This is a genomic window from Streptomyces sp. f51, assembly GCF_037940415.1.
Taxonomy (GTDB): domain Bacteria; phylum Actinomycetota; class Actinomycetes; order Streptomycetales; family Streptomycetaceae; genus Streptomyces.
Map to the genome: position 1 here is coordinate 5,073,853 of NZ_CP149798.1, position 21,800 is coordinate 5,095,652.

The window sequence follows — 21,800 nt, forward strand, 5'->3', positions numbered from 1 at the left end:
CTGTGCGTGCAATCCGAGTTGAGACCTCGTCCGCCACCATCCTGCTGACCGAGGCCCCTGAGCCGAAGGTTAAGGACCGGCAGACGGGCGAGATCGCCAAGGACGCGGTCAGTGGGGAGGCGCTGATGAAGGTCGGCGTCGTCTACATCGACGAGGGGGAGTCGTCGCTCATCGCGGTGACCGTCCCGGAGAGCGGGATCACGGACGGTCTGGCCGTCGGCGCCCCGGTCTCCCTGCCCGGCCTCGTCGCCCGTCCGTGGGAGAGCGTCTTCAGCGGGCAGGCCCGCCACGGCATCGCCTACCGGGCGGCCGCGGTGGTTCCGGGAGCCTTCCCCGTCGGACAGGAGAACTGATCTCGTGTCCGAGCTCATGACGATGGCCGAACTGGGTGGACCCCTCGCTTTATTAGGCGGGGCGGTCTACGCCAGGAAGGCGCATCCGTCGGTCTACTGGGCCACGGTCGGGCTGCCCGCGTCGGTGGCCCGGCTGGTCGGCTCGTACAGCTCGACCATGGACGCGTGCGGGCTGACGGTCCAGCCGTCCCGTCTGCGGGCCCTGGCGGTGCGGGCCACCACCCGCCGTGAGGTTCGGCCGGTGCCGCCGCGCCGAGGGCTGATTCGTCCCACCTCCACAGGGCTGCGGGTCCGGCTTCGGCTCGCCCCCGGCCAGGAGCCGGCGGACGTGGCTGCCTCGTGTGAGCGGCTGCGTCACGCCTGGGGCGTTCACGCGGTCCACGTTCGCGAGATCAAGCCGGGCGTGGTCGAGCTGCGGTTGGTCGGGTTCGATCTGCTGCGCAAAGTGAAGATGCCTCGCAGCGCGGGGCACGACCTCCTCGCCGTGCCGGTGGCTCTGCGGGAGGACGCGACCGTGTTCGTCCGTGACTATCGGGCCGTTCCTCATGAACTCGTCCTCGGCGCCACCCTGTCGGGGAAGTCGATGTTCCTCCGCAATCTGCTGACAGGGCTGGCCGGTCAACCGGTCGCCCTGGTCGGCATCGACTGCAAGCGAGGCGTCGAGCTGGCGCCCTTCGCTCCGCGGCTGTCGGCGTTGGCCACCGACTCCGATGAAGCCGCCGAGCTGCTGCCCGTCCTCGTGAGGGAAATGGAGGACCGCTACGACCTGATCAAGGCACGCCAGGGCATCGCGTCCGGCACGCCCGACGAGGAGATCACCTCTGACGTGTGGGGCCTGCCGGACGGCGAACGGCCGCCGCCCATCGTGCTGTTCGTCGACGAGGTGGCCGAGCTCTTCCTCGTGGCAAGTCGCAAGGACGAGGAACGGCGCGACGAGATGGTGACCCAGCTGATCCGGCTTGCCCAGCTCGGGCGGGCCGCGGGTATCTACCTGGAGATCTGCGGCCAGCGTTTCGGTGCGGAGCTGGGTAAGGGCGCGACCATGCTCCGCGCTCAACTCACCGGACGCGTCTGTCACCGCGTCAACGACGAGGCCTCGGCCAAGATGGCCCTCGGCGACATCGCCCCCGAAGCGGTGGGCGTCGCTGCCACCATTCCCGCTGAACGTCCGGGCCTGGCTGTGTCCGGCGATACGTCCGGCGGCTGGGGACGCATGCGCACCCCGTATCTGTCCCTCGGCGACGCTGCGGCCATCTGCCGCGAGACTGCCGAACTCGCCCCCGACGTAACGGCTCTGAAGCCGTTCCGGCCGCACATCCCGGCTTTGCCCGCGGACACCCCGACCAGTCTGACCAAGCCACACCCGGCGACCGGCTGACCCACCAACCCACCGGCCGGCGCGACCGTCTCGCGCCAAGTCCCTACCCCCGCCATGCCCGAAACCGAACGAGAGGACGTGATCAGCGTGGCCGAGCGCTCCGTACCGCGTGCCCTTCCGGTCCGCGTGGACGCCGTACTGGTTCAAGCGGTGATCGCTGCCGCGCTGTCCTTCGCACACCTTCATGATCTGGCCGTCGCGGCGGGACAGGACGGCTGGAAGGCGTGGGCCTATCCGATCAGCGTCGATCTGCTGTTGGTGGCGGCCTGGAGGCGGCTGAGGTCGGGGGAGTCCAAAGCGGCCGGGTGGTGCTGGTTCCTGGTCGCGCTCACCGCCAGTCTCGGCGCCAACATCGCGACGGCCGGGCTCCTGGACCTCCACCACGTTCCCGCCTCGCTCCGAATCGTCGTGGCCGGTTGGCCGGCGGTCGCCTTCCTCGGCGGAACGCTGCTTGCGCACGGACCCGCCGATCTGGCCCCGGACCCGCGTGAACAGAACGACGAGCTGACGAACGTAGCGGCGCAACAGGGATCACTCCCTGCGTCCGCGCCCGTGTCCCGGCCCGCTGCCCCTGCTTCGCGTCCCGCGCTTGCCGTTCCACCGACAGGTCGGCTCCCGACCGCGCTCCTCGACCACGCCCGAAAGGTGGCCGTCGAGCACCGAACCCGAACCGGCGCACCCATCGACACCGAAACCCTGCGAGCCCGCCTCGGTGTGCCGGGCCCGCTCGCCGAAGCCATCGCCGCCCAACTCACCTGACCCCAGGAGACCTTCCGCCCATGCGCCCGTCCACGCTCCGCGCCCTCAACCGGGCCGCCGAGCTGACTCGTCAGAACCGCCTCACTGAAGCACTGCTCATCGCCGAACCCGTGATCCTCGTCGCCGACGACATCGAGGGCGCGGAGATCCGGCGGTGGCTGCTCGACCACGTCGCCGACTTCACCGGCGAGAACCACGAGAACCCCAAGGAGCTCCCCTGATGCCCGCCAACCCCCGCTTCCGCCGGGTCGTCCGCATCGGCCCCGTCCAGGTCGCCACGTACTACGACGGCCGGGGCCGCGAGAAGCACGCTGCCGCCTGCACGGCACCGCGCTGCGGCTTCTCGACCGACTACGACAGCCGTGCCGCCGCCGAGCTGGCGGCCCGCACCCACCGCTGCTCCGGCCGTTGAGGAGACCGCCTTGACCCTCAACCTGCCTCTCGTCTTCGTCCTCGGCGTCATCGCCTGGGCCGCGATCAAGTTCCTCGGCGTCCGGATGTGGGTGGCCGTCGTGATCGCCCTGTTCGGTTTCCTGCTCTCTCAGACCTTCCTCGCCCCCGCCATCGAATCCGGCACCCGCTCCGGGGTCGGCGTCGTCGACGGAACCCATCGCTGAAGGGAAAACCCCATGCTGCTCCGACCGAAGATGCCCGACGCGGCTCCGGTACCGATCGCACATACATCGGTCATGCCGGCCGAGCACCACCACGCCCCGGTGACCTGCTCGTCTGCTCACGCCCCCATGGCGTCCGTCGGCCGCCCGCTCTCGCCCCTTGTCGGACGCGGGGTGAGCACCGTTGCCGCAGTCCTCGTCGTCGGCGTCGTGCTGACCGCGCTCCTGGCCACGGTCGCCATCACGGCCGTCTCCGTCTCCATCGCGGCCTTGGTGCTGCGCTCCCTGCTCAACAGCGCCCACAAGCGCTGACCAGCCTGCCGGGGCGGCCTCGATACCGCCAAGCATCCCGCCGCCCCGGCAGGCGTGGACCTCCCGACCGAAACCGAAAGGACAGTTCCCATTACTACCGGACGCGTCCCACCCCCAGTCAAAGAACTGGGCGCGCTCGTCTCCCTGGGTGGCATGCCCACCCTCGTCAAACAACTCCGCGGAATCGGCGGTTGTACACAGCCTGTGCGCTTAGACGGCCACCGCGTCGAGCACGCGGTCGATACCCGAACCGGTGCGATCGGCCGTGTTCTCCACCGCCTCGACTCGGCCTCGCTCCCGGCAGGCAACCTCCTCGTACGCTGCAACAACCGCCGGGCGACCCGCTGCCCGGCCTGCGCGGAGACCTACCGCCGTGACACCTTCCACCTGATCACCGCCGGACTGCGGGGCGGCAAGGGCACCCCCGATACCGTCACCCGCCATCCGAAGGTGTTCGCCACCTTCACCGCCCCCGGTTTCGGCCCTGTCCACAACCGGCCCACAGACCGACGCGGCACCGTCCGAGCCTGCCGCTGCGGACTCCTGCACGACGTCGACGACGAATCGCTCGGCACACCCCTGGACCCGGCGATGTACGACTACGAGGGCGCCGTCCTCTGGAACGCGCACGCCGGAATGCTCTGGCGGCGCTTCTCCATCTACCTCCGCCGAGAGATAGCCAAGCGGGCTGGCCTCACCCAGCGGGACTTCGCGGACTTCGCCAGGGTCTCCTTCGCCAAGGTCGCCGAGTACCAGAAACGCGGCGCGATCCACTTCCACGCCGTCATCCGCATCGACGGCCCCGAGGGCGGCGACACCTTGCCTCCGGACTGGGCTACCGCCGAGCTGCTCACGGACGCGATCGGCGCCGCTGCGGCTCACTCCCGAGTCGACGGCCCCGTCGTCGACGGGCGCCCGCACGCGTTCGCCTTCGGCAAGCAGATCGACGTGCGTGCGATCCGTTCCGCCGACTTCGACGGCGGCCAGGAGCTGACCGAGCGGGCCGTGGCCTCGTACATCGCGAAGTACGCAACCAAGGGTGCCGAGACCGCGACGGGAGCTCTCGACCGCCCGCTGAAGTTCCTCGCCGAACTCGCCCAGCTCGACATCAGCGACCACGCCCGCCAGCTGATCCGAACGGCCTGGACGCTCGGGGCTCGCAAGGAGTTAGCAGAGCTCCGGCTTCGGGCCTGGGCTCACATGCTCGGCTTCCGCGGCCACTTCTCCACCAAGTCTCGCCGCTACTCGACCACCCTCGGCGCCCTCCGCACCGCCCGCGCCGATTGGCGCCGCGCCCAAGTCGCAGTGATCACCGAGGACGAGCCGGACACGACCCTCGTTCTTTCGCACTGGGTCTTTGCCGGAATCGGTCTGTCCTCCGCCGAAGCCTGGCTCGCCGCATCCCTTGGACCCGCCCTCGGAACGGAAGGAGAACCGACGTGAACTCGCAGCGCGACGAGCTGATGACCGTGCGCCAGGTCCTGAACGAGCTGGGTGGAGTCTCTCGCCGGACGTTCTACCGCTGGCGTGAGCTGGGGCACGGGCCGGCCGCGTTCAAGCTGCCCAACGGGGAGCTCCGGGTGTGGCGGAGTGACTTCTCCACGTGGCTGCGAGAGCTGGAGGCCGCGGCGTGAAGTCTCTCGACGTGAAGGTCTGGGCTGTACGGAAGCGGGATACGAAAACGCCCTCGTACGGCGTGCGGTGGTCTGTGGCGGGTAACGTCTTCTCCGACTCGTTCCGCACGAAGGCACTCGCCGATCACTACCGCTCGAAGCTGATGCGCGCGATGCGCGACGGCGAAGAGTTCGAGAGGGCATCCGGGCTTCCGGACTCGATGGAACCGAAGAAGTCGGCTGTGTCCTGGTACGACTTCGCCCTCCGGTACCTCGCCATGAAGTGGCCCCACGCCGCCCCCAATACGCGCAACGGCATCAACGAATCGCTCACCAGCGTGACCGTGGAGCTCCTCGGTGAGCGGGCTGGACGGCCGTCCGATCAGGCCATCCGCCAGGCGCTTCGCAACTGGGCCTTCGTCCTGCCGGGGCCTGATGACCGAGACGTCTCGGACGACGTGCGGAACGTCCTTCACTGGGTGTCGAAGGCATCGCGACCGCTGGCCGATCTCGCTGAACCGGCTACGGCCCGTGCGGTGCTGGACTCGCTGAAGCTCAAGCTCGACGGTACGGCCGCGGCAGCCGAAACCGTGCGGCGTAAGCGGCGGACTCTCGTCAACGCTGCGAACTACGCGGTCGACCTGGGGGAGCTGCGCGAGAACCCGATCACGGCTGTCCGCTGGCAGAAGCCGAAGGTCTCCAACCAGGTCGACCCTCGCGTTGTCGCGAACCCCGAGCAAGCTCGGAATCTCCTGGCGGCCGTCTCCTACGTGGGCGGCTACCGGCGGGCCCGCGGTCGGCGCCTGGTGGGTCTCTTCGCTGCGATGTACTTCGGCGGCCTCAGGCCGGCTGAAGCGATCGGCCTCGTCGAGACGGACTTGAGCCTCCCTGAGCAGGGATGGGGATCGGCGCTGCTTCACCGGACTCGTCCGTCGGTCGGCAAGCAGTGGACCGATTCGGGGGAGACCCATGACGACCGCGGCCTGAAGAACCGGCCGGTTGAGGACGTCCGACGGGTGCCGATTCCGCCTCACCTCGTCTCCGCACTCCGCGACCACCTGGCCACCTTCGGCACGGCAGACGACGGACGGCTCTTCTTCAGCGAGAAGGGCTCGGTCGTTCCGTCCTCGACGTACTACCGCGTGTGGCAGGAGGCTCGTCTTATCGCGCTCCCTCCGTCCGCCGCGGCCTCGCCGCTCGCGAGCCGTCCATACGACCTGCGGCACTCGGCGCTGTCGACGTGGCTCAACGCGGGGGTCGACCCGACCGAGGTGGCCGAGCGCGCCGGCAACAGCGTCGAGGTCCTGCTGACCCGCTACGCGAAGTGCCTCGACGGACGGCAGGACGTCGCTAACCGGCGTATCGAGGACCTCTTGCGTGAATACGAGTAGTCCCAGACCAACAGCAGTACCGAGGCCCGCACGGACACACCGTGCGGGCCTCGGAGAGAGCGGTTCCTACTTTGTGGCAGCCAGTGTTGCGGCTGTTTTCCTCGGCCGCCCGACGCTGCGCCGGGTGATAAGGCCGAGTTCGGTGAAGGTGGCGTCGCTGTCGAGCGACTTGAGGTCGGGGTGCTCCGTGGCGAGGTGTCGCAGGACAGTCTTGATCGCCAGCTCGTAGTTCGAGCGGGTCGCACCGGAGGCGCCGGCTCGGTAGCACAGCGCCCGCTCGTCATAGACGGTCTTGGCGAGTGTGCCTTCGAAGAAGACGTGCACGGCGTACTCCTCGGTGCCGGACTCCTTGTTCTCGGGAATGGTTCGGAGGGCGTCGCGCTGCCATGGGAGCTCGGCGAGGGCGTCCACCACCTTGTGCGGGTCAACATCGGCGACGCGGGCCGCCGCGATGACGTTCGCGATGACGTGGAGGCCAGCTGTTGCAGAGTGGAGATACCGCTTGCGGAACTCCGGGACGGTCAGGGTGTTCTTGGACAGCTCGCGCCAGCCGGGGATGCGCTCAAACGCGAGGTCAAGGAGTTCCACGACCTCGGCACCGACTGCGGTGAGGGCCTCGTTGCCGGTCAGCCCGGTGGCGGTCACTCGCTTGCGGATGACCGCCGCGAGGTGCGTCTCGCGGGCCTTCGGGGTACGGTCGCGGACACCGACGCCAGCGATGGCGGATGCTGCCGAGCGCACCCCTGCGGCCTTGTAGAGGCCAGCGAAGTTCGGGTCACGCCTCTTGTGCGCGGAGTCGGGGAGGTAGCCGACCCGGCCGGCGCACAGCCGTGCGTTTTTGATGACGTACTGGCCAAGGCGGTTGGTCGCGTTCTCCTTGTCCATGACGGCGATCAGTGATGGGTCGATGGGTTTGGTCGAGCCCATCTTCACGAACAGGGTGGCGAGGATATCGGGATCGCCCTCCAGGAGTAGCGTGATCTCCGTGGCGGACTGCTCCAGGTACCGGCGGACCACCAGGCCATCGCCCTCCTCTGCGTCCTTCACCAGCTTCCAGACCCGATCGAGGGCGTACTCCCTGTGCTGCCCGTCGACGGACCAGACGACCGGGGCGCCCTCGCGAACGGTGATCCTGGCCAGGGACACCCCGGGCATGACCTCCTGGATGACCTCGATCTCCATGAATTCCTCGTCCGGCTCCATGCCGACCACCAGCGTCCCCAGGTAGGGGCGCGAGGTGGTCCGAATGCCGTCGGCGATCTTCTTGACCTGTTCTTCGTAGAGGCCGCGCTGACCAGGGCGGCCGTCGTCATCGAGGTCATAGTCCTCGCGCTTGAGCAGGTTGTCGAAGGTCCAGTTCTCGGCGAGCGACTTCGTGGGCTCGGACCACACGATCTTCCGCAGCTCACCGGCCTGGGAGAGGAAGCCGATCCGCTCGAAGCGGATCGGGGGCTTCTCGCCCTTGAGGGCCGCACGCAGCCGCTTACTGTCGGGCAGGGTGGTCGTGCTCAAGGCACTAACCTCGTCTCTGCGGGCCTACGGTCCGCATACGGGTCCGGCCCGGCGGCACGCTTGTCCAGAGCTCCCAGCCGCCGGGCCGGAGCTTTTTGTGTTATCCGCCACGTTAGCCGGGTCACACGAAAATTAAAAACCCGTCAGGAAATGCGCCTGGCCTATATTTTGTGGACGGGTGACGTGGGCGGTGCGGCTGGGCCTAGCGCGGCTGGATGTCCAGCGTGGGCTCTCGGGCAGGCGCACGGCGTTGCTCGTCATCGCCACGCTTGACGCCAGACCTGATCCCGTGAGTGAGGGCGTGGTGCCAGGCGGTTCCGCTGGAGCGAGGGTGTCTTGCGGCGTAACGATCGTCCGGGCCGAGCCGGCAGGTGTCGCTACGGGACCTCGGCATTTCCTGGGCTCACCTGCGGCAACGTTCCAAGATCCCGTCCACGCCTCGTCCACAGGTCCTGACATGGAGCCGCTTCGGGCTGCATCCGCCTGCACATACGCGAAGACCCCGGCCTCAGCGTTTCCGCTGGTGACGGGGTCTTTGGGCACCTCATGAGGGGTGCCCCCGGCAGGATTCGAACCTGCGCACACGGCTCCGGAGGGCATGCCAGCAACATCTGAAACAGAGGCCCTGGCCTGCGGTTTCTCGGCAAGATCGAGGCTTCGGTACCCATCTCTATCACGTACCGTGCACAGCGCGCGCCTCTGCGAGGTCTCATGGATCGCGGCCCCGAGCGCGCCGGCGGCGGAGTGAGTCGATCAATCCCCTGGTGGAGCAGGCTTGCGCATCCTGCGGCCGACCTCGTTTCCTCGGTCGTTGAAGAGGTCGACCATGTCGTACGACTTGATCTCCGGCGGGAACATGGCGTGTACGTCCAGCGTCCCGTCGTCGATGAGGTGCAGCGCCTTCACGTCAGCCCGGAATATTGCATCGGAGCCATCGCGCTTCACCAGAAGGACCATCTCCCGGGCGTCGCAGAGCTGGTTGTCGCAGTACAGCTCCAGACGACCCGGGTCCTTGGGGGTATCTGACATAGAGCGTTTGAGGGTCTGCCCGCCGCAGAACATGCACTGCACCGGCCTAGCCTGGGCGCCAGATGTCGCTTCCGTCTGATGCCGGCGCAGCCACGGTGTGGCCCCTGCATCCCACCTCTTGTCCATGCCAATCAGACTATGTGGGGTTTGTTCGTGTGGGGGCGGTTTCATCGATTGAAGGACGATGGCATAGGCAACGTCATGCTCGGGCGTCGCTCGTGGGCAGACTGGCCGCATTGCGACAAACCCCGTTCGGATCACCTCAAAGATCACTATGGGTCAGTTCACGAATGCAGACCGTCTTGAGGGTGGTCGCTACTCTCCGAAGAAATCTCCATGCGATGTAAAGCCACCGCGATTCATTCGCGGTTCGGCGCTCCGGCGCCAGTAGTTCCACCTCTCCGCCAAGTAGAATTTCCTTTCATCGCTCATCAAGGGGGTAGCGTTCAATACCGCAGATATGTCTGCGATCTCTGCGGCAACGTTCTCTGTGCTGCTACCAGTTGTTAGAGTGGGCGGAACTGCTACTACCTTGAATTCCCCTCGCCGGCCCGTGATCGTGATCGAGTTGGCCGCATCTCGTTCTGGTCTGAGTTGATCAAAGGTGTAGAGGTATTCTGAAGCCCGAGGGATCAAGTCTCGCTTCCTCCTCAGGAAGCCCGGATCTCTGTGGCGACTTTCGCCTGCCCTGAACTCGGCGTCACGTCCATAGATTAGAATGAACTGCATTTCGATTCTGTGGTATCCGAGATCTACGGGTATGTAGGCATGACGAAACGCCAACATATTTTCGGGGATTGAGAACCAGACTTTCCATTCCAGGATCTGGTCGAGGGCTTGGGTCAGGTAGGCGGTGGATTGCCCGTCAAGTGTAAACCACGGCTTGCTGGGGGCCTCTATCTCGATACATAGGGCGTAGACGGTCGCAGTGTCGCTTCTGACCCACATGAAGTCGGGTACGCGTTCATGGCTGACCCCCTTTAGTGAGGGCTGAGTAATTACAGCACCCCAGCATGAACCATGGTGGCCCCGCCCCACGTCATCTCCGGCCCCCGGGAGGAGTGATGGGTGCTGTTCAAGGAAACGCTGAACCTCAAGCTCGGCGGGTGACGAGTCCAGAAGGCGGCGCCATTCAGCCATAACCCATGGCTCATATTCTTCCCAAGTTACAGGGGCGGGGCGCTCAGGGTTGAGCGATTCGGCGTCGTCGGAAAGAATAGGCGAGAACTCGAATTCATCTGGCCTGTGATTCTGGTGCCTGGCGTTCATGGCTTGTACGGCATTTTCGTAACTGCCGTACTCTTCCAGAATGTTCAACTCTGCATTGATGTGGTTGTACGGCTCTGGTGTGAGTTCCATTTGCTTCCCCCGAGTTCTGTCACTGGTGATAAGCCGTCGTTGCCCTGTGCTGATGAAATCGACCGATGTGAAACGATACCGAGGTGCCCCGATGGATGGAGGTCGTACGAGGAGACTGGTTGACGCGAGTCTGGGGCGTCCCGTGTTCTGCTGCCGTAACCTCTTCGCTGGGTTGTTGGCCTGGTGGTTGACAGGATGTCTGTGCGCTGGGGTGTCGCCGGGCGCGCTGTCCAGGGAGCGTGTCGGTTCCGGCGCGTTGGAGCCGTGAGGAGGACGCCTGTCTTGACAGCGTCACCCACGCCTGCGGCGGTGCATCAGACCGAGGGGGAGCAATGAGCGACCGATGGCGACTGCGGCTCGAAGACCAGCAGATCATGTGGGGGAAGAACGAGCTGCCGTCTCGGCTTATGACGGTCTTCCAGGAAGATGACAAGTATCTGGACGAGACGTGGGCTCGTCAGATTGACGATGCCAACGCTGCTGGGGCGGTCGACGCTGCCGTCACGGATATTGACGATGGCGACGACGAGACCGACGAAGGAATCGACGAAACAGACGAGGATATACACAATCTCTTCGGCTACAGCGCAACCGTCGCGACCGTCCTATCTCGTCTGAAGCTTATGGGCTTCAGCCCGGAAGGAAGCCGGCGGGCGATGGCGTCAGAACTTCAAGAGCTTCGTGACTGGGGCGGCGAAGACGCCCTGTATGACTCCTCGCCGGGAGGTGAACCAACGCGCTTCGATGTTTCCTGCGAAGGCGTGGTCACGATCGGGCTGGATGCGCACCGAAAGAGCTGCGGTTGGTGGGGGCCAGAGCGTGAGGCGGGACTGAGTAGGCTGGAGAGCCTTTGTCTCGACCGTCTAGAACTGTTCTTCGAAGACGATGAAGATCCTCGAATCCTTCTCAGCGCTCTCCTGAACGATCAAGATCTCACGAAGACACTTCGGCTCGACCTTTCCGATCTCCTTGCCGCAGACTATTTCCGCAGCACTGATCAAGTGTCCACGCGTGCCCTCGAAGAGCTGAGGGAATCCACGGTGAACACAGGTCCGATAATTGTGATCACGGAAGGAAAGTTCGACTCGCGTGTGCTTGCCCGGGCTCTCAGGCTCGTGCGGCCCGATGTGGCAGGGTATTTCAATTTCTGGGACCTTGAAGCCATGAAGGCCGCAGGAGGGACGGACCGTGTTGTCGCCAATCTACGCAGCTTTGCCGCTGCTGGAGTAATGAACCGTGTGATTGGGCTTCTGGACAACGACAGTGCTGGCCGACAGGCAGAGAGGCAGTTGGCGAGTGTGCCCCTTCCTAAACACTACCGTTATTGCCGTCTGCCAGATCTCGAATACGGTCGATCTTATCCGACCCTCGGCCCATCAGGAGACGGCGAGAGCGATATAAACGCACGAGCGTGCTCGGTCGAGTTCTACTTCGGAACTGAATGTCTTCGTGGGGTCGACGGGTATCTCGTCCCGGTTCGATGGAGGGGGTACAACGAGGCTATCTCGGATTATCAAGGTGAGCTTGTCAATAAGCCTTACGTTCAGAGCCGGATTGAAGATGCTCTGAGTAAGGCAGAAGCTGGTGGGGCAGCTCTAGGCGAGGAGTGGGCCCCCATGAGACAGCTAGCCGAGAGACTGATCGAAGTGGCAGAGGCGAACTGAGCTATTGCTCTGTAGAACCTCGGGGTACGGTCTGGGTGGTCTAGGAAGGAGGCGGCCTGTGCCGCAAGCGAGTCCGCGAGGTACGTACTTGCAGGTCTCCGAATCGTTGCGTCAGCAGATCGAGTTGAGCGATGACGCGGCCAAGTTGCCATCGGAGGCAGCGCTTATGCGCTCGTATGGAGTGTCCCGCAACACGATCCGCCGCGCTCTCAAGGTGCTGGAGGCCGAAGGCGTGGTGGAGTCTGCTCCTGGGATTGGGTGGCGTGTGGCTCGGGCTGGCGATCATCGGTCGCTCGCCGAACGGATGACTGATCTGATGTCAGAAGACGCACTCTCAGCTGGCGATTCGTACCCGTCTGAAGCGAAGCTCTGCGAGCGGTTCGGGGCGTCCCGTACTGCTGTGCGTCGGGTCCTTGCTCAGATGGAGGGGAACGGCTTGCTCGCCACAGTCCATGGCAAGGGGCGAACCGTGCGTGGTCTCCCAACCCCTACGGTCCGGCCGTAGTCTTGGCCGCCATGGGACTGACTGAGTGGGCGTACTCGCTCTCCGAATCGCTGCTGTCCGATCCGCTCCCGCGCCGGTGGGCGCATTCGCTCGGGGTCGCCAAGCGCGCTCGCTCCCTGGGCTCGATCATGGGTGACGATGCCGAGTTGCTGGAAGCTGCCGCGGTGCTCCATGACATCGGGTACGCGCCGGCCATCGCCACGACCGGCTTTCACCCGCTGGACGGCGCGCGGTTCCTCCGCGACCAGGAGAAGGCAGATGAGCGGGTCGTTCGTCTCGTGGCTCACCATTCCTGCGCTCTGTTGGAAGCCGAGGAGCGTGGACTGAGGCAGGAGCTAGAGGGGGAGTTCGAGCTAGAGCGCCCGGACCTGGTCGACGCCCTGCTGTTCTGCGATATGACGACGACGCCCGACGGGACGCAGACCACGCCGACCGCGCGGCTGGACGAGATCGTGCGGCGGTACGGCCCGGACACGATCGTCGGGCGGTTCATCCAGCGCGCGGCACCCGAGATTCACGCAGCGGCGAGGCGTGTCGAGGGCCGGTTGGCGCAAGTCTCTGCCGACAGTCAGCCGATGTAGGGCTCTCGTCGCGAGTCGTCGAGACCGTGGCGGATGCGCAGCATCATCGACGGGTGGATGTCCAGTCCGTCAAGGTCCGTTGGGTTAACCCAACGGACCTCTTTTGACTCGCTGCTCGTACGCAGCGAACCGCCGGTGGGGTGGGCTCGGAAGCAGATGGAGAACTGTTGCCGGACCTCTCCGTCGTCGTACGCCAGCACGTGTTCAGGGTCTGTGTAGAGCCCCACGATGCTGTCTACGTCAACGTCAATGCCGGTCTCTTCCGCGACCTCACGGACGACGGTGTCGCCGATGCGCTCGCCGATGTCGTGGCCACCGCCGGGCAGTGCCCACAGATCGTTGTCCGTCTTGTGGATGAGCAGCAACCGTCCCGCGTCGTCTCGGACGATCGCAGTGACCGAGGGCACGACCGAGTTGGCCTGAGGCGCGTTCGGGTCGCGGAAGTAGTCGATACGGCTCATCAGGCAGTGCCTTCCCAATCGGCAGGTGAAGAGATTGAGCGGGCAGATTCCCAGACCTTCTCAACACTCTCTGCGTAGGCGTCGAAGAGTTCACCGCCGGGCACGCGCCGTAGGTGTAGCACGGGCGACATGTAGGCGCCGACTCCGTAGAGGTGTCCGTTCGCCAGCATCTCGTCATCGGCCCGGTAGATGGAGTTGTAGAGGGTCGTACCGTGCAACCGGAACTCCACCCCGGGGAGGCCGAAGAGAGGGCCGTAGTTGATGAGGGCGTTCCGGATCTTGCCTGCCATCGCCGCGCCGATCCCTTCGTCCTCGCCGCGCACCGCTACGGCCGACGACGTGGGCTCTCCCAGGATGAAGCGGATAGGTACCCCGTCGGCTGACTTCTCTTTCACGATGCGGTGGAACGACGCGTCTTCCGTGAGCCAGAACCCGGAGTACACCAACAGGTCGAACTGGCGGATCGCCTTGGAGTAGAGGTTCGTCCAGAGGGTTTGCATCACGACGGACCTGTGTGGATAGAGCCTGACCAACTCCGCGTTGCCGGCGGCCGCGACCTCGGCTGACGTGCGCTCGTCCGGCCACAGGTACGACACCTCGCACCTCAACAGGGATGCTGTTGCGAACTGGAAGCGGCGATATGGCTTGCGCTCGGGTTCGTTGATCCATCGTTCGACCGTCTTGGACGCGACCCCGAGCCGTTCGGCGACCTCATCGAGCGTCAGGCCTAAGTCCACTATCGCGCCGCGCAGTCGCTCGTTCGCCATGTCCAACCTCCGCCATGCCGGGACGACTTGGTACGACTTCACAGTAGCCAAGCGCGACTCAAGTCGTACATCCGCGAAGTCGATCGTCGCCGCCTCCGGCGCCAGTCTGTAGGTACATCGAGCGCGAGGAGCTCGCAGCACTCCAACAGCCGAAGGGCTTGACGGGGCGAACTCCTCTCTGCAAGATGAGGAACAGGTAATACATGTTCCTCTCGTTCGGATCGCTTCAACGAACCGGGCGAGCGCAAGACAAGGGGCCCGGGGCAGAGCGGGCCGAGGGACCCGGACCCCTGGTCAACCGGAGGGCTGAGGCCAATAGGCCTCACGTCTCCGTACGCCTGAAACGGGAGCTCGTGTTCCCGAAGGAGACAACGCACCACCTCACCTTTCCGCAGCTCAACGGCTGTGGGCCGGTTGCCTCCGCTGCTCGTCTCGTACGAGCGGCGCAGAGGGGAACCGCGACAGCGTTTCCGCCTCATCATCTGAGAGGACCGTTCATGAGTCGCCTGAAGAAGGCCGCCGACGCGAACCGGATCGCCGCTGCCAAGCAGCGTGCTGCTGGCCATGAGGACGCGGCGGCCCGTTACGAGGCCCGTGCCGAGGAGCTCGACTCCGGCAGGGTCGGCGACCGTACGGACGACGTGATCTCTCTTTTCCGCGCTGCTTTCCGCTGCTGATCTCTGTCCCCGCTACCCGTGGGCGGTCGCCTCTCGCCAAAGACCGCGACCGCCCCGGCATCCCTTCGACGTCAGGAGAACTGCCATGCGTACGTACATCGGCCGCCAACAGGCCATCTCCGCCCAGGACTTCGCGGAACTCGCGCTCGGCACCCCGATTGAACTGTGGCTCGGGGTCGAGGGCGAGACGGATGAAGAACGCGCCGCCCGCGAGGACGCTGCGCGCGACATCCTCGCCGACAACCCGAACCTTCCCGACGACCTGGTCCGCATCGCGGCGCAGGTGATCGAGGAGAACCTGGACCTGTTCGACATCGTCCCGCTGTCCCGCCCCGCTCGCCGTCGCACGGCGGGCAAGGGGGTGGCGGCATGAGCGAGGCCCTGTTAGCCGCCGCTGTCGGTCTGCCGATGGCGGCCGGATGGTCGCTGCATTCCCTGCGGCTGCGCCGGCGGATCGAGACCGCACGCCGTGACCCGCTGACGGGCCTGTGGACGCGAGAAGCGTTCGAGGAGCGCGCTGCGAAGGTGCTGGCGGGCGGCCGCGGCGCGATCTACGTCATCGACCTCAACCGGTTCAAGGAGATCAACGACACCCACGGGCACGCGGCAGGCGACGTGGTCATCGCGACCACCGGCCGGCGCCTGGCCGAGTGGGCGGCCGTCAACCTCGGCACCGTGGGGCGTCTGGGTGGCGATGAGTTCGCCGCAGTCGCCCGCGTGCTGAGCCACACGGATCTGTGCTGGACGCTCACTGAGCTGCACCGGGCCCTCGTGGAGCCGGTCACGGTCGACGGGCACCGGCTCGCTGCGGGCGCCGCAATCGGCGCGGTCGCCTACGACCCGGTCACCGGCGGCGCGGACCTGTCCACGCTGCTGCGGCTGGCGGATGAGCAGATGTACGCGGCCAAGCATTCCGGCGCCGACTGGCTCACGGCCCTCGATCTCATCCCGCAGCAACCGACGGTCAACGGTCGCCGCGCCGGCCGCCCCGGAACGCTCGGCAAACCGGAGGCCGCAGCATGACCACCCCGACCCCCGTACCCGAGGCGCCCGCACCCAGGGTGCCGCCATTGACGCGCCCGGAGCAGGGACTCGCCGGCGTCGGTGCCCTCGCCGCCGCTGCGGTCGGCGCGCTCGGTCTGATCTCCTCGTTCGACGCGGTGTCCGCTGCCGCGGCGAGTTGGGGTTTCCGCTCGCCGTGGATGCTGCCTGTGGGTATCGACGTGTCCATCCCAGTGTTCACCGTCGCCAACCTGCTGTTGATCCGGATGGACATGGCGCTCGCCTGGGTGCGCTTCGTGCCCTGGGCGCTCACGCTCATCACGTGCGGGCTGAACATCGCGGCTGGACACTCCCTGTCCGCGAAGATCGCGCACGGCACGATGCCGCTGCTGTGGGTGGTGTTCTCCGAGATCGGCGCGCACATCTACGCCGTCCGCATCGGCGCCGCCACCGGCCGCCGCATGGAGAAGATCCGCTTCTCGCGCTGGCTGCTCGCCTTCCCCTCCACGTTCGCACTTTGGCGCCGTATGACGCTGTGGGAGGTCACCTCCTACAGCACGGCCCTGGTGCTGGAGAAGGAACGGCAGTTGGCCCGCGCGGACCTGCGCGAGCAGCACGGATGGCGCTGGCGCTCGAAGACCCCACGTCGTGAGCGCGTGATGCTGCGCATGGGCGACCTCGCCCCCGCCACCGAGCAGGGCATCCCCGCATCGTCTCCGGCGAGCAAGCCACAGGCAGTCCCGCCCGTGCCCAAGGCGCGGACGGCACGCCGCACCTCCGCCAGGGTCGCAGGGAAGCCGCAACGCTCTTTCGAGGGCCTGCTCATCGAGGCTCGCGCGGCCACTGCACAGTGGAGCGAAGCCGGTCTGAACGCGGAGGCCATCCGCGCGGAAGTGCGCTGCTCCGCGGCGAATGCCCGCCGGCTGCGGGACGCGCTGAAAGCCGAGCGTGCCCAAGCCCCGGCGCTGCACGCCGTTCCGTGATGGCCGGGTCGTTCGGCAAGTGCTACGACCCCACCGGCGCCCAGTACGGCATCCCTACCTACCCGTGGCGTTACGCCCCCAACGGGCTCGCCACACGTCGCCAACTGCGCGCCCGCGGGCTCCGTCCGGGCGGTCAGCCGATCGCGGCGCAGCTCATGCGCCCGCGTTACCGGCGTGGCCCGCTGGTCGCCTACCTCTACCGCCTCGACCGCGCCAAGCCTGTTCGGCCGATGACGGCCGGTAAGCGGGCTGCGCTCGCCAAGGCGATGCGAGCGCGCCGCACCTGCCCCGCCTGCGCCACGGACGCCGGATACGTCATCCCGACCTCGCTCGGCATGTGCGTGACCTGCGCCTACCCAGCCACAGCACCGTGCGCCGCCTGAACACCCCACCGAATGCGAGGAGTTCCGCCATGGCCAACCCGACCCCGACCCCGGTGCACACCGTCGCGTTCCACTGGTCCGCGCTGGTTTTGGTCGGCCGTCTGTGGCGCCCGGTGTCCGGGATCGTCACCGGCCCGGACGGCTACGAGAAGGCGGACGCCTACTTCGAGGCCACCGACCAGCTCACCATGCAGGGCTTGCGCGGCGCGGTGGCGCACTTCGAGGCCACTCGCATCCAGCTCTGACGTCACTGCTCACCGTCTGCTCGCGGGGTCCGTCCGCCCACCTTCCACAGCGTCGGCCGGACCCCGCTCACCCCTCCGTATCCGGAAGGAACCTTCAGTGAACCAGCCCGACGACAACGAACTGTTCAACCGGCTCGAAGCCGAGATGACCACCGGCACCGGCGCGGACGTGGTCGACCTCGACAAGGCCCGATCCGCCTGTGACGGGTCGGCCGCCCCGACGGCCGACCCGCTGCCCGACTCCCGCCCCACCGGGTCGGACGACCCGGACGACGAGGAGTCGGCCGACTCGATCGCCCGTCCGGTCGACCGTCCCGACCTTCCCTCTCCCGGGATCACGACCTACAAGCGTCGGCCGATCCTGCCGACGTGGCTCACCTCGAAGCCTGGCTTCGTGGCCACCGCGGAGCGCGCGGCCGGCAATGCCTTCTACGCCACGGCGTTCCACGGCATCCGCACCCCCTGGTACGCCCTCCAGCTCACGCTCCACGCGCCGCGCGGTGCGGCCCGTTTCGTGCGGGACAGCAACCGGTGGGTGTGGGACGCGGAGGGTGCGCCGCTGCGCGAGTACGAGGTACGGGGGGAGAACACCGCGGAGTACCTGAAACTGTCCCGGCAGCGCGACGGACGGGTCCGCCTGCGCGTGCTCGTCAGCACGGTGGCGCTGGTCTTCGGTGCCGCGTTCGCGCTGACCCTGTACGTGCTGGCCCCCGCCTGGTTAGGCGTGCTGGCATCGGCCGCGGTGCTGGTCGCCGGTTTCTGGGGCTCCCCGCAGGACCACCCCGTGATCGGGCCCGCGGTGCTGAAGACGGAGATTCAGAAGCTGACCGGTCCGATCGTGCTGCGCGCTTTGGACAACATCGGCAACGCGAAGCTGTCGGCCGCCATCAAGAAGGGCGGCGACATGAACGGGATGCGCTTCACCTCCGAGATCACCCGCGACGGTCCCGGCTACCGCGCCGACCTCGACCTCCCGTGGGGTGTGACCCCGGAGGACATCATGGAGGCCCGCAAGCCGCTCGCGTCCGGGCTGCGCCGCAAGGTCGGCTGTGTGTGGCCGTCGGCCGACCCGACCGAGCACGAGGGCCGGCTGATCCTGTGGGTGGGCGACAAGCCCATGAACGAGACCACCAAGCCCGCCTGGCCGCTGCTGAAGTCGGGCAGCGTCGATCTGTTCAGGCCGGTCGTGTTCGGCAACGACCAGCGCATGGGCGACGTCGCCGTCACGCTCATGTTCGCGAGCGTGGTCGTCGGGTCCATCCCGCGGATGGGAAAGACGTTCCTGATGCGGCTGTTCCTGCTCATCGCCGCGCTGGACCCGCGGGCGGCCCTGTACGCGTTCGACTTCAAGGGCACCGGCGACTTCGGTGCCCTGGAGCCGGTCTGCCACCGCTACCGGGCAGGCGACGAGGACGAAGACATCCTGTACGTCCTCGAATCGCTGCGCGAGCTGCGGGCGGAGCTGCGCCGCAGGGCGAAGGTCATCAAGTCCCTGCCGCGCTCTCGCTGCCCGGAATCGAAGGTCACCCCCGAGCTGGCGAACGACAAGTCGCTCGGGCTGCACCCGATCGTGGCCGGGTTCGACGAGTGCCAGGTCCCGTTCGAGCACGAGAAGTACGGGGCGGAGATCGAGGAGATCGCGACCGACCTGGGCAAGCGCGGTCCGGCGCTGGGCATGGTGACCCTGTTCGGCACCCAGCGCCCGGACGCGAAGTCGCTGCCCACCGGCATCTCGGCAAACGCGGTCCTGCGGTTCTGCCTGAAGGTGATGGGTCAGCCCGCCAACGACATGGTGCTCGGCACGTCGATGTACAAGGCGGGTTACCGGGCGACGATGTTCTCCCGTACCGACCGCGGCATCTGCTGGATGGCCGGCGAGGGCGACGACCCGCGCATCGTCGCGTCCGCGTTCGTCGACGCGCTCGGCGCCGAACAGGTTGTCGTGCGGGCCCGGAAGATGCGCGAGGCGTACGGGAACATCACCGGGCACGCCATCGGTGAAAGTCCCGAGAGCGGTGAGGCCGCGTTCGACCTGCTCGCCGACATCCTCAGGGTCGTCGCAGTCGACGAGGACAAGGTGTGGAACGAGAAGGTCGCCGCCCGTCTCGCCGCGCTGCGGCCGGAGATCTACGGCGGGTGGAAGCCGGAGACGGTGACCACGAACCTGCGCCCGCACGGCATCAGCGCGCAGGACGTCTGGGGCACCACCGACAAGGGCAAGGGCACCACCCGCCGCGGCATCGCCCGCGCCGACATCACCACCGCCATCACCCAGCGTGACGGAAAGTGGTCCGGAGACTGACGCGCACCGCTGCTAGGTCTAGCACCCGCCGTTGCTAGACCTAGCAGCCCCGCTAGCACCCCAAACCGGCTCTGATCAGCAACCTCGCACCTAGCACCCGACCTGCGAGAACACCCGGAAACCCGCCTGGAAGGGCACCCCATGACCCTCCTCCTCCTTGCTGGAGCCTGCCTGCTCGCCGTCACTCTCGGTTACTGGAGTCTGTGTGCGGCGAGCCCGTACGGCGACTGCCGCAAGTGCCGCGGCATGGGCCACGCGCTCAAGACCGACCGCAAAGGACGCCTCAAGCGCGGCAAGCAGTGCCGCCGCTGCCAGGGCCACGGCAAGCGCATACGCGTCGGTCGCCACCTCTACAACCTGTGGGCCCGCATCTACCGCGCCGGCACCGCCGACTGACCCCGGGAGAGCAGCCATGACCCACCACCCTGCGCACCGCCGGTCGCCCGTCATCGTCTGCCACGACGAGACGAGCGACTTCCTGACCGCCGACCTCCCGGACCGGTTCCGCACCGATCCGGTCAGCCTCGCCGACCTGCGCCGCGCGCTCGCCGACATGCGCGCCCGGTTCACCAACCCCGACAGCCCGGAGGGCTCCCGATGATCCTGAACATCTCCGCCGTGCTGCTGTTCGGCGCCGCGTCCGCCCTCGCCGTCAAAACCCGGTCCGCCGGCGGCGGCTCCGCCCTGGTCCTGTTCCTGTTCGGGTTCTTCGTCGCCGGGACCGGCGCCTACGGACCCATCCACGACGTCGTGCAAGCGTCCGCCGACGCCCTGTCCGCCCTCGGTAACTGAAGGAGACCCGCCGTGAACGAACACGCCCCAGCCCTGCGGCCGGACTTCCCGGCCGCCCCGGTGTACGACCCGGCCTCCCTGACCCTGTACGCGCCCACCCCCGCGGCTGTGGAACTGGCCGCCGAACGGGGCCCGGTGGTGTGGGTGCCCGACGCCTACGGCCGCCTGGTCCCCATGCCCAAGCACCTCGCCCCCGCCCCGATGGCCCGCCCCGAACCGCGCGACCTGACCCCGCTCCCGCTCCTCGACCCCATCGCCCAGCGCTTCATGGGTGCCGGGCTCGGGGGCGGCGCCCTCGCCGCCGGCGTCGGCTACGGCGTGGGCGAGGTCGTCAACGCCGCCGCCGGACTCGGCACCGGCACCGTCATGTGGATCGCGCTCGCGGTCCTCGCCTGGCGCACCCCGATCCGCTCCATCAGCGGCGGGCGCGGCAGCACGGTCAACATCCGCAAGGCCGTCATCAAGCGCAACCACTTCCACGGCTGAACCCCCGGAGAGGACACCCGTGTTCGAGATCCGCATCATCTGCGCCCCGCAGGACACCGAACGTGTCGTCGCCGCACTCGACGGCACGTTCACGACCGGCACTGCGACCGTCTACCCCACGCGTGACGGCCACCGGAACCGCCTCTACATCAGGGCCGATCTGCCCACCGCAGACGCGCCGGCCGATACGGCGGACTGGCCCACGGCGGAAGCCGCGTACGACACTGCCCCGAGCATGGTCCGTGAGGTCGGATGGACCGCACGGACGGCCCGCGAAGTGGTGTCCGGCGCCTTTCCTGCTCGTGAGTTCTGGCTGCGCAAGGCCGCCCTGCTCGACCGCATTGCTCTGCACGACGAGAGCGACGGCGACGACATCCCCACCGCTGCCGCGGACCTTGCCATACAGGCTGCCCGAGAGCTCATGGACCTGGACGACGAGCCGGTGCTCTGTGACCCGCGTGCCTACGTCCGTCAGCAGTACGTCCTTTGGGCCAAGAGCCAGTAGCTGTGCCAAGGGCGGCCCCCGCCTCTTGCCAAAGAATCCGGGGCCGCCCTTGCCAACCAGTCCGCAACAGACCTGTTGGAGGCATCCAGCATGACCCATCACCCCACCGTTTCATCGGAGGGCGGCA

The 21,800-nt window shown here is 67.0% G+C and carries 30 protein-coding genes; 25 read left to right on the plus strand and 5 right to left on the minus strand.

What is annotated here, in order from left to right:
• The first annotated feature begins 2 nt into the window (after positions 1-2).
• From WJM95_RS22220 to WJM95_RS22265, 10 genes are all read left to right on the plus strand, one after another.
• On the plus strand, positions 3-353 hold the full coding sequence (locus WJM95_RS22220) for a hypothetical protein (RefSeq protein WP_266616567.1): 351 nt from the start codon (positions 3-5) through the stop codon (positions 351-353).
• Positions 354-357: 4 nt separating this feature from the next.
• Positions 358-1,731, plus strand: coding sequence for an FtsK/SpoIIIE domain-containing protein (locus WJM95_RS22225; RefSeq protein WP_339131498.1), 1,374 nt, complete (start codon positions 358-360; stop codon positions 1,729-1,731).
• A gap of 54 nt (positions 1,732-1,785) precedes the next feature.
• On the plus strand, positions 1,786-2,490 hold the full coding sequence (locus WJM95_RS22230) for a DUF2637 domain-containing protein (protein WP_339131499.1): 705 nt from the start codon (positions 1,786-1,788) through the stop codon (positions 2,488-2,490).
• A gap of 20 nt (positions 2,491-2,510) precedes the next feature.
• Positions 2,511-2,711 (plus strand): hypothetical protein, encoded by a 201-nt coding sequence (locus WJM95_RS22235; RefSeq protein ID WP_339131500.1) that lies wholly within the window; start codon positions 2,511-2,513, stop codon positions 2,709-2,711.
• Entirely contained in the window at positions 2,711-2,902 is a 192-nt protein-coding gene (locus tag WJM95_RS22240; RefSeq protein ID WP_037621018.1) for a mobile element transfer protein, read from the plus strand. Before WJM95_RS22235 ends, WJM95_RS22240 begins: the two co-directional genes overlap by 1 nt.
• Positions 2,903-2,912: 10 nt before the next feature.
• Positions 2,913-3,107 carry a hypothetical protein gene (locus WJM95_RS22245; protein WP_339131501.1) on the plus strand — a complete coding sequence of 65 codons (195 nt, stop codon included), beginning with the start codon at positions 2,913-2,915 and terminating at the stop codon, positions 3,105-3,107.
• A gap of 72 nt (positions 3,108-3,179) precedes the next feature.
• On the plus strand, positions 3,180-3,416 hold the full coding sequence (locus tag WJM95_RS22250; RefSeq protein WP_339131502.1) for a SpdD protein: 237 nt from the start codon (positions 3,180-3,182) through the stop codon (positions 3,414-3,416).
• A gap of 153 nt (positions 3,417-3,569) precedes the next feature.
• Positions 3,570-4,859 carry a replication initiator gene (locus tag WJM95_RS22255; RefSeq protein ID WP_339131503.1) on the plus strand — a complete coding sequence of 430 codons (1,290 nt, stop codon included), beginning with the start codon at positions 3,570-3,572 and terminating at the stop codon, positions 4,857-4,859.
• 20 nt (positions 4,860-4,879) lie between these two features.
• Complete coding sequence (locus WJM95_RS22260; RefSeq protein WP_028805806.1) at positions 4,880-5,050, plus strand: helix-turn-helix domain-containing protein; 171 nt, start codon at positions 4,880-4,882, stop codon at positions 5,048-5,050.
• Positions 5,047-6,420: a site-specific integrase gene (locus WJM95_RS22265; RefSeq protein WP_339131505.1), complete on the plus strand. Its 1,374-nt coding sequence runs from the start codon at positions 5,047-5,049 to the stop codon at positions 6,418-6,420. The genes WJM95_RS22260 and WJM95_RS22265 overlap by 4 nt, the downstream gene beginning before the upstream one ends.
• Before the next feature lie 66 nt (positions 6,421-6,486).
• Here WJM95_RS22265 and WJM95_RS22270 read toward each other — a convergent pair whose 3' ends face one another.
• The 3 genes from WJM95_RS22270 to WJM95_RS22280 form a co-directional block, all read right to left on the minus strand.
• Complete coding sequence (locus WJM95_RS22270; RefSeq protein ID WP_339131506.1) at positions 6,487-7,932, minus strand: DNA sulfur modification protein DndB; 1,446 nt, start codon at positions 7,930-7,932, stop codon at positions 6,487-6,489.
• Between the two features lie 753 nt (positions 7,933-8,685).
• Positions 8,686-9,087 (minus strand): hypothetical protein, encoded by a 402-nt coding sequence (locus tag WJM95_RS22275; RefSeq protein WP_339131507.1) that lies wholly within the window; start codon positions 9,085-9,087, stop codon positions 8,686-8,688.
• 189 nt (positions 9,088-9,276) lie between these two features.
• A complete protein-coding gene (locus WJM95_RS22280; protein ID WP_339131509.1) occupies positions 9,277-10,320 on the minus strand; it encodes a Shedu anti-phage system protein SduA domain-containing protein in 1,044 nt (347 codons plus the stop codon).
• 332 nt (positions 10,321-10,652) lie between these two features.
• On the opposite strand from WJM95_RS22280, the gene WJM95_RS22285 reads away from it, so the two are divergent.
• The 3 genes from WJM95_RS22285 to WJM95_RS22295 are packed head-to-tail and all read left to right on the plus strand — an operon-like array spanning position 10,653 to position 13,070.
• The gene (locus tag WJM95_RS22285) at positions 10,653-11,984 is read left to right on the plus strand and encodes a hypothetical protein (protein ID WP_339131510.1); all 1,332 of its coding nucleotides are present in this window, start codon (positions 10,653-10,655) and stop codon (positions 11,982-11,984) included.
• Positions 11,985-12,042: 58 nt separating this feature from the next.
• Positions 12,043-12,489, plus strand: a complete 447-nt coding sequence (locus WJM95_RS22290) for a winged helix-turn-helix domain-containing protein (protein ID WP_339131512.1) — start codon at positions 12,043-12,045, stop codon at positions 12,487-12,489.
• A gap of 11 nt (positions 12,490-12,500) precedes the next feature.
• Positions 12,501-13,070 carry an HD domain-containing protein gene (locus WJM95_RS22295; protein ID WP_339131514.1) on the plus strand — a complete coding sequence of 190 codons (570 nt, stop codon included), beginning with the start codon at positions 12,501-12,503 and terminating at the stop codon, positions 13,068-13,070.
• Here the strand turns inward: WJM95_RS22295 and WJM95_RS22300 are convergent.
• Together WJM95_RS22300 and WJM95_RS22305 are read right to left on the minus strand one after the other, a co-directional pair.
• On the minus strand, positions 13,058-13,531 hold the full coding sequence (locus WJM95_RS22300) for an NUDIX domain-containing protein (protein ID WP_339131516.1): 474 nt from the start codon (positions 13,529-13,531) through the stop codon (positions 13,058-13,060). The two genes, WJM95_RS22295 and WJM95_RS22300, sit on opposite strands and share 13 nt — an antisense overlap.
• On the minus strand, positions 13,531-14,298 hold the full coding sequence (locus WJM95_RS22305; RefSeq protein WP_339131517.1) for a helix-turn-helix transcriptional regulator: 768 nt from the start codon (positions 14,296-14,298) through the stop codon (positions 13,531-13,533). Before WJM95_RS22305 ends, WJM95_RS22300 begins: the two co-directional genes overlap by 1 nt.
• 497 nt (positions 14,299-14,795) lie before the next feature.
• Between WJM95_RS22305 and WJM95_RS22310 the strand changes: the two genes are divergently transcribed.
• The 12 genes from WJM95_RS22310 (at position 14,796) to WJM95_RS22365 (ending at position 21,673) form a co-directional block, all read left to right on the plus strand.
• On the plus strand, positions 14,796-14,975 hold the full coding sequence (locus WJM95_RS22310) for a hypothetical protein (protein WP_339131518.1): 180 nt from the start codon (positions 14,796-14,798) through the stop codon (positions 14,973-14,975).
• An 85-nt stretch (positions 14,976-15,060) separates the two neighbouring features.
• Complete coding sequence (locus WJM95_RS22315) at positions 15,061-15,348, plus strand: hypothetical protein (RefSeq protein ID WP_339131519.1); 288 nt, start codon at positions 15,061-15,063, stop codon at positions 15,346-15,348.
• Positions 15,345-15,998: a GGDEF domain-containing protein gene (locus WJM95_RS22320; RefSeq protein ID WP_339131520.1), complete on the plus strand. Its 654-nt coding sequence runs from the start codon at positions 15,345-15,347 to the stop codon at positions 15,996-15,998. Before WJM95_RS22315 ends, WJM95_RS22320 begins: the two co-directional genes overlap by 4 nt.
• Complete coding sequence (locus WJM95_RS22325) at positions 15,995-16,960, plus strand: DUF2637 domain-containing protein (RefSeq protein ID WP_339131522.1); 966 nt, start codon at positions 15,995-15,997, stop codon at positions 16,958-16,960. The genes WJM95_RS22320 and WJM95_RS22325 overlap by 4 nt, the downstream gene beginning before the upstream one ends.
• Positions 16,960-17,343 carry an RRQRL motif-containing zinc-binding protein gene (locus WJM95_RS22330; protein WP_339131524.1) on the plus strand — a complete coding sequence of 128 codons (384 nt, stop codon included), beginning with the start codon at positions 16,960-16,962 and terminating at the stop codon, positions 17,341-17,343. The genes WJM95_RS22325 and WJM95_RS22330 overlap by 1 nt, the downstream gene beginning before the upstream one ends.
• Before the next feature lie 29 nt (positions 17,344-17,372).
• Positions 17,373-17,588: a hypothetical protein gene (locus WJM95_RS22335; RefSeq protein WP_339131525.1), complete on the plus strand. Its 216-nt coding sequence runs from the start codon at positions 17,373-17,375 to the stop codon at positions 17,586-17,588.
• Between the two features lie 97 nt (positions 17,589-17,685).
• On the plus strand, positions 17,686-19,890 hold the full coding sequence (locus WJM95_RS22340) for a cell division protein FtsK (RefSeq protein ID WP_339131526.1): 2,205 nt from the start codon (positions 17,686-17,688) through the stop codon (positions 19,888-19,890).
• Between the two features lie 141 nt (positions 19,891-20,031).
• The gene (locus tag WJM95_RS22345; RefSeq protein ID WP_339131528.1) at positions 20,032-20,286 is read left to right on the plus strand and encodes a hypothetical protein; all 255 of its coding nucleotides are present in this window, start codon (positions 20,032-20,034) and stop codon (positions 20,284-20,286) included.
• Between the two features lie 16 nt (positions 20,287-20,302).
• Positions 20,303-20,491, plus strand: coding sequence for a hypothetical protein (locus WJM95_RS22350; RefSeq protein ID WP_339131530.1), 189 nt, complete (start codon positions 20,303-20,305; stop codon positions 20,489-20,491).
• Positions 20,488-20,682 (plus strand): hypothetical protein, encoded by a 195-nt coding sequence (locus WJM95_RS22355; protein ID WP_339131531.1) that lies wholly within the window; start codon positions 20,488-20,490, stop codon positions 20,680-20,682. The genes WJM95_RS22350 and WJM95_RS22355 overlap by 4 nt, the downstream gene beginning before the upstream one ends.
• Before the next feature lie 12 nt (positions 20,683-20,694).
• Positions 20,695-21,168 carry a hypothetical protein gene (locus WJM95_RS22360; RefSeq protein WP_339131532.1) on the plus strand — a complete coding sequence of 158 codons (474 nt, stop codon included), beginning with the start codon at positions 20,695-20,697 and terminating at the stop codon, positions 21,166-21,168.
• 19 nt (positions 21,169-21,187) lie between these two features.
• Positions 21,188-21,673: a hypothetical protein gene (locus WJM95_RS22365; RefSeq protein WP_339131533.1), complete on the plus strand. Its 486-nt coding sequence runs from the start codon at positions 21,188-21,190 to the stop codon at positions 21,671-21,673.
• Positions 21,674-21,800: the final 127 nt, after the last annotated feature.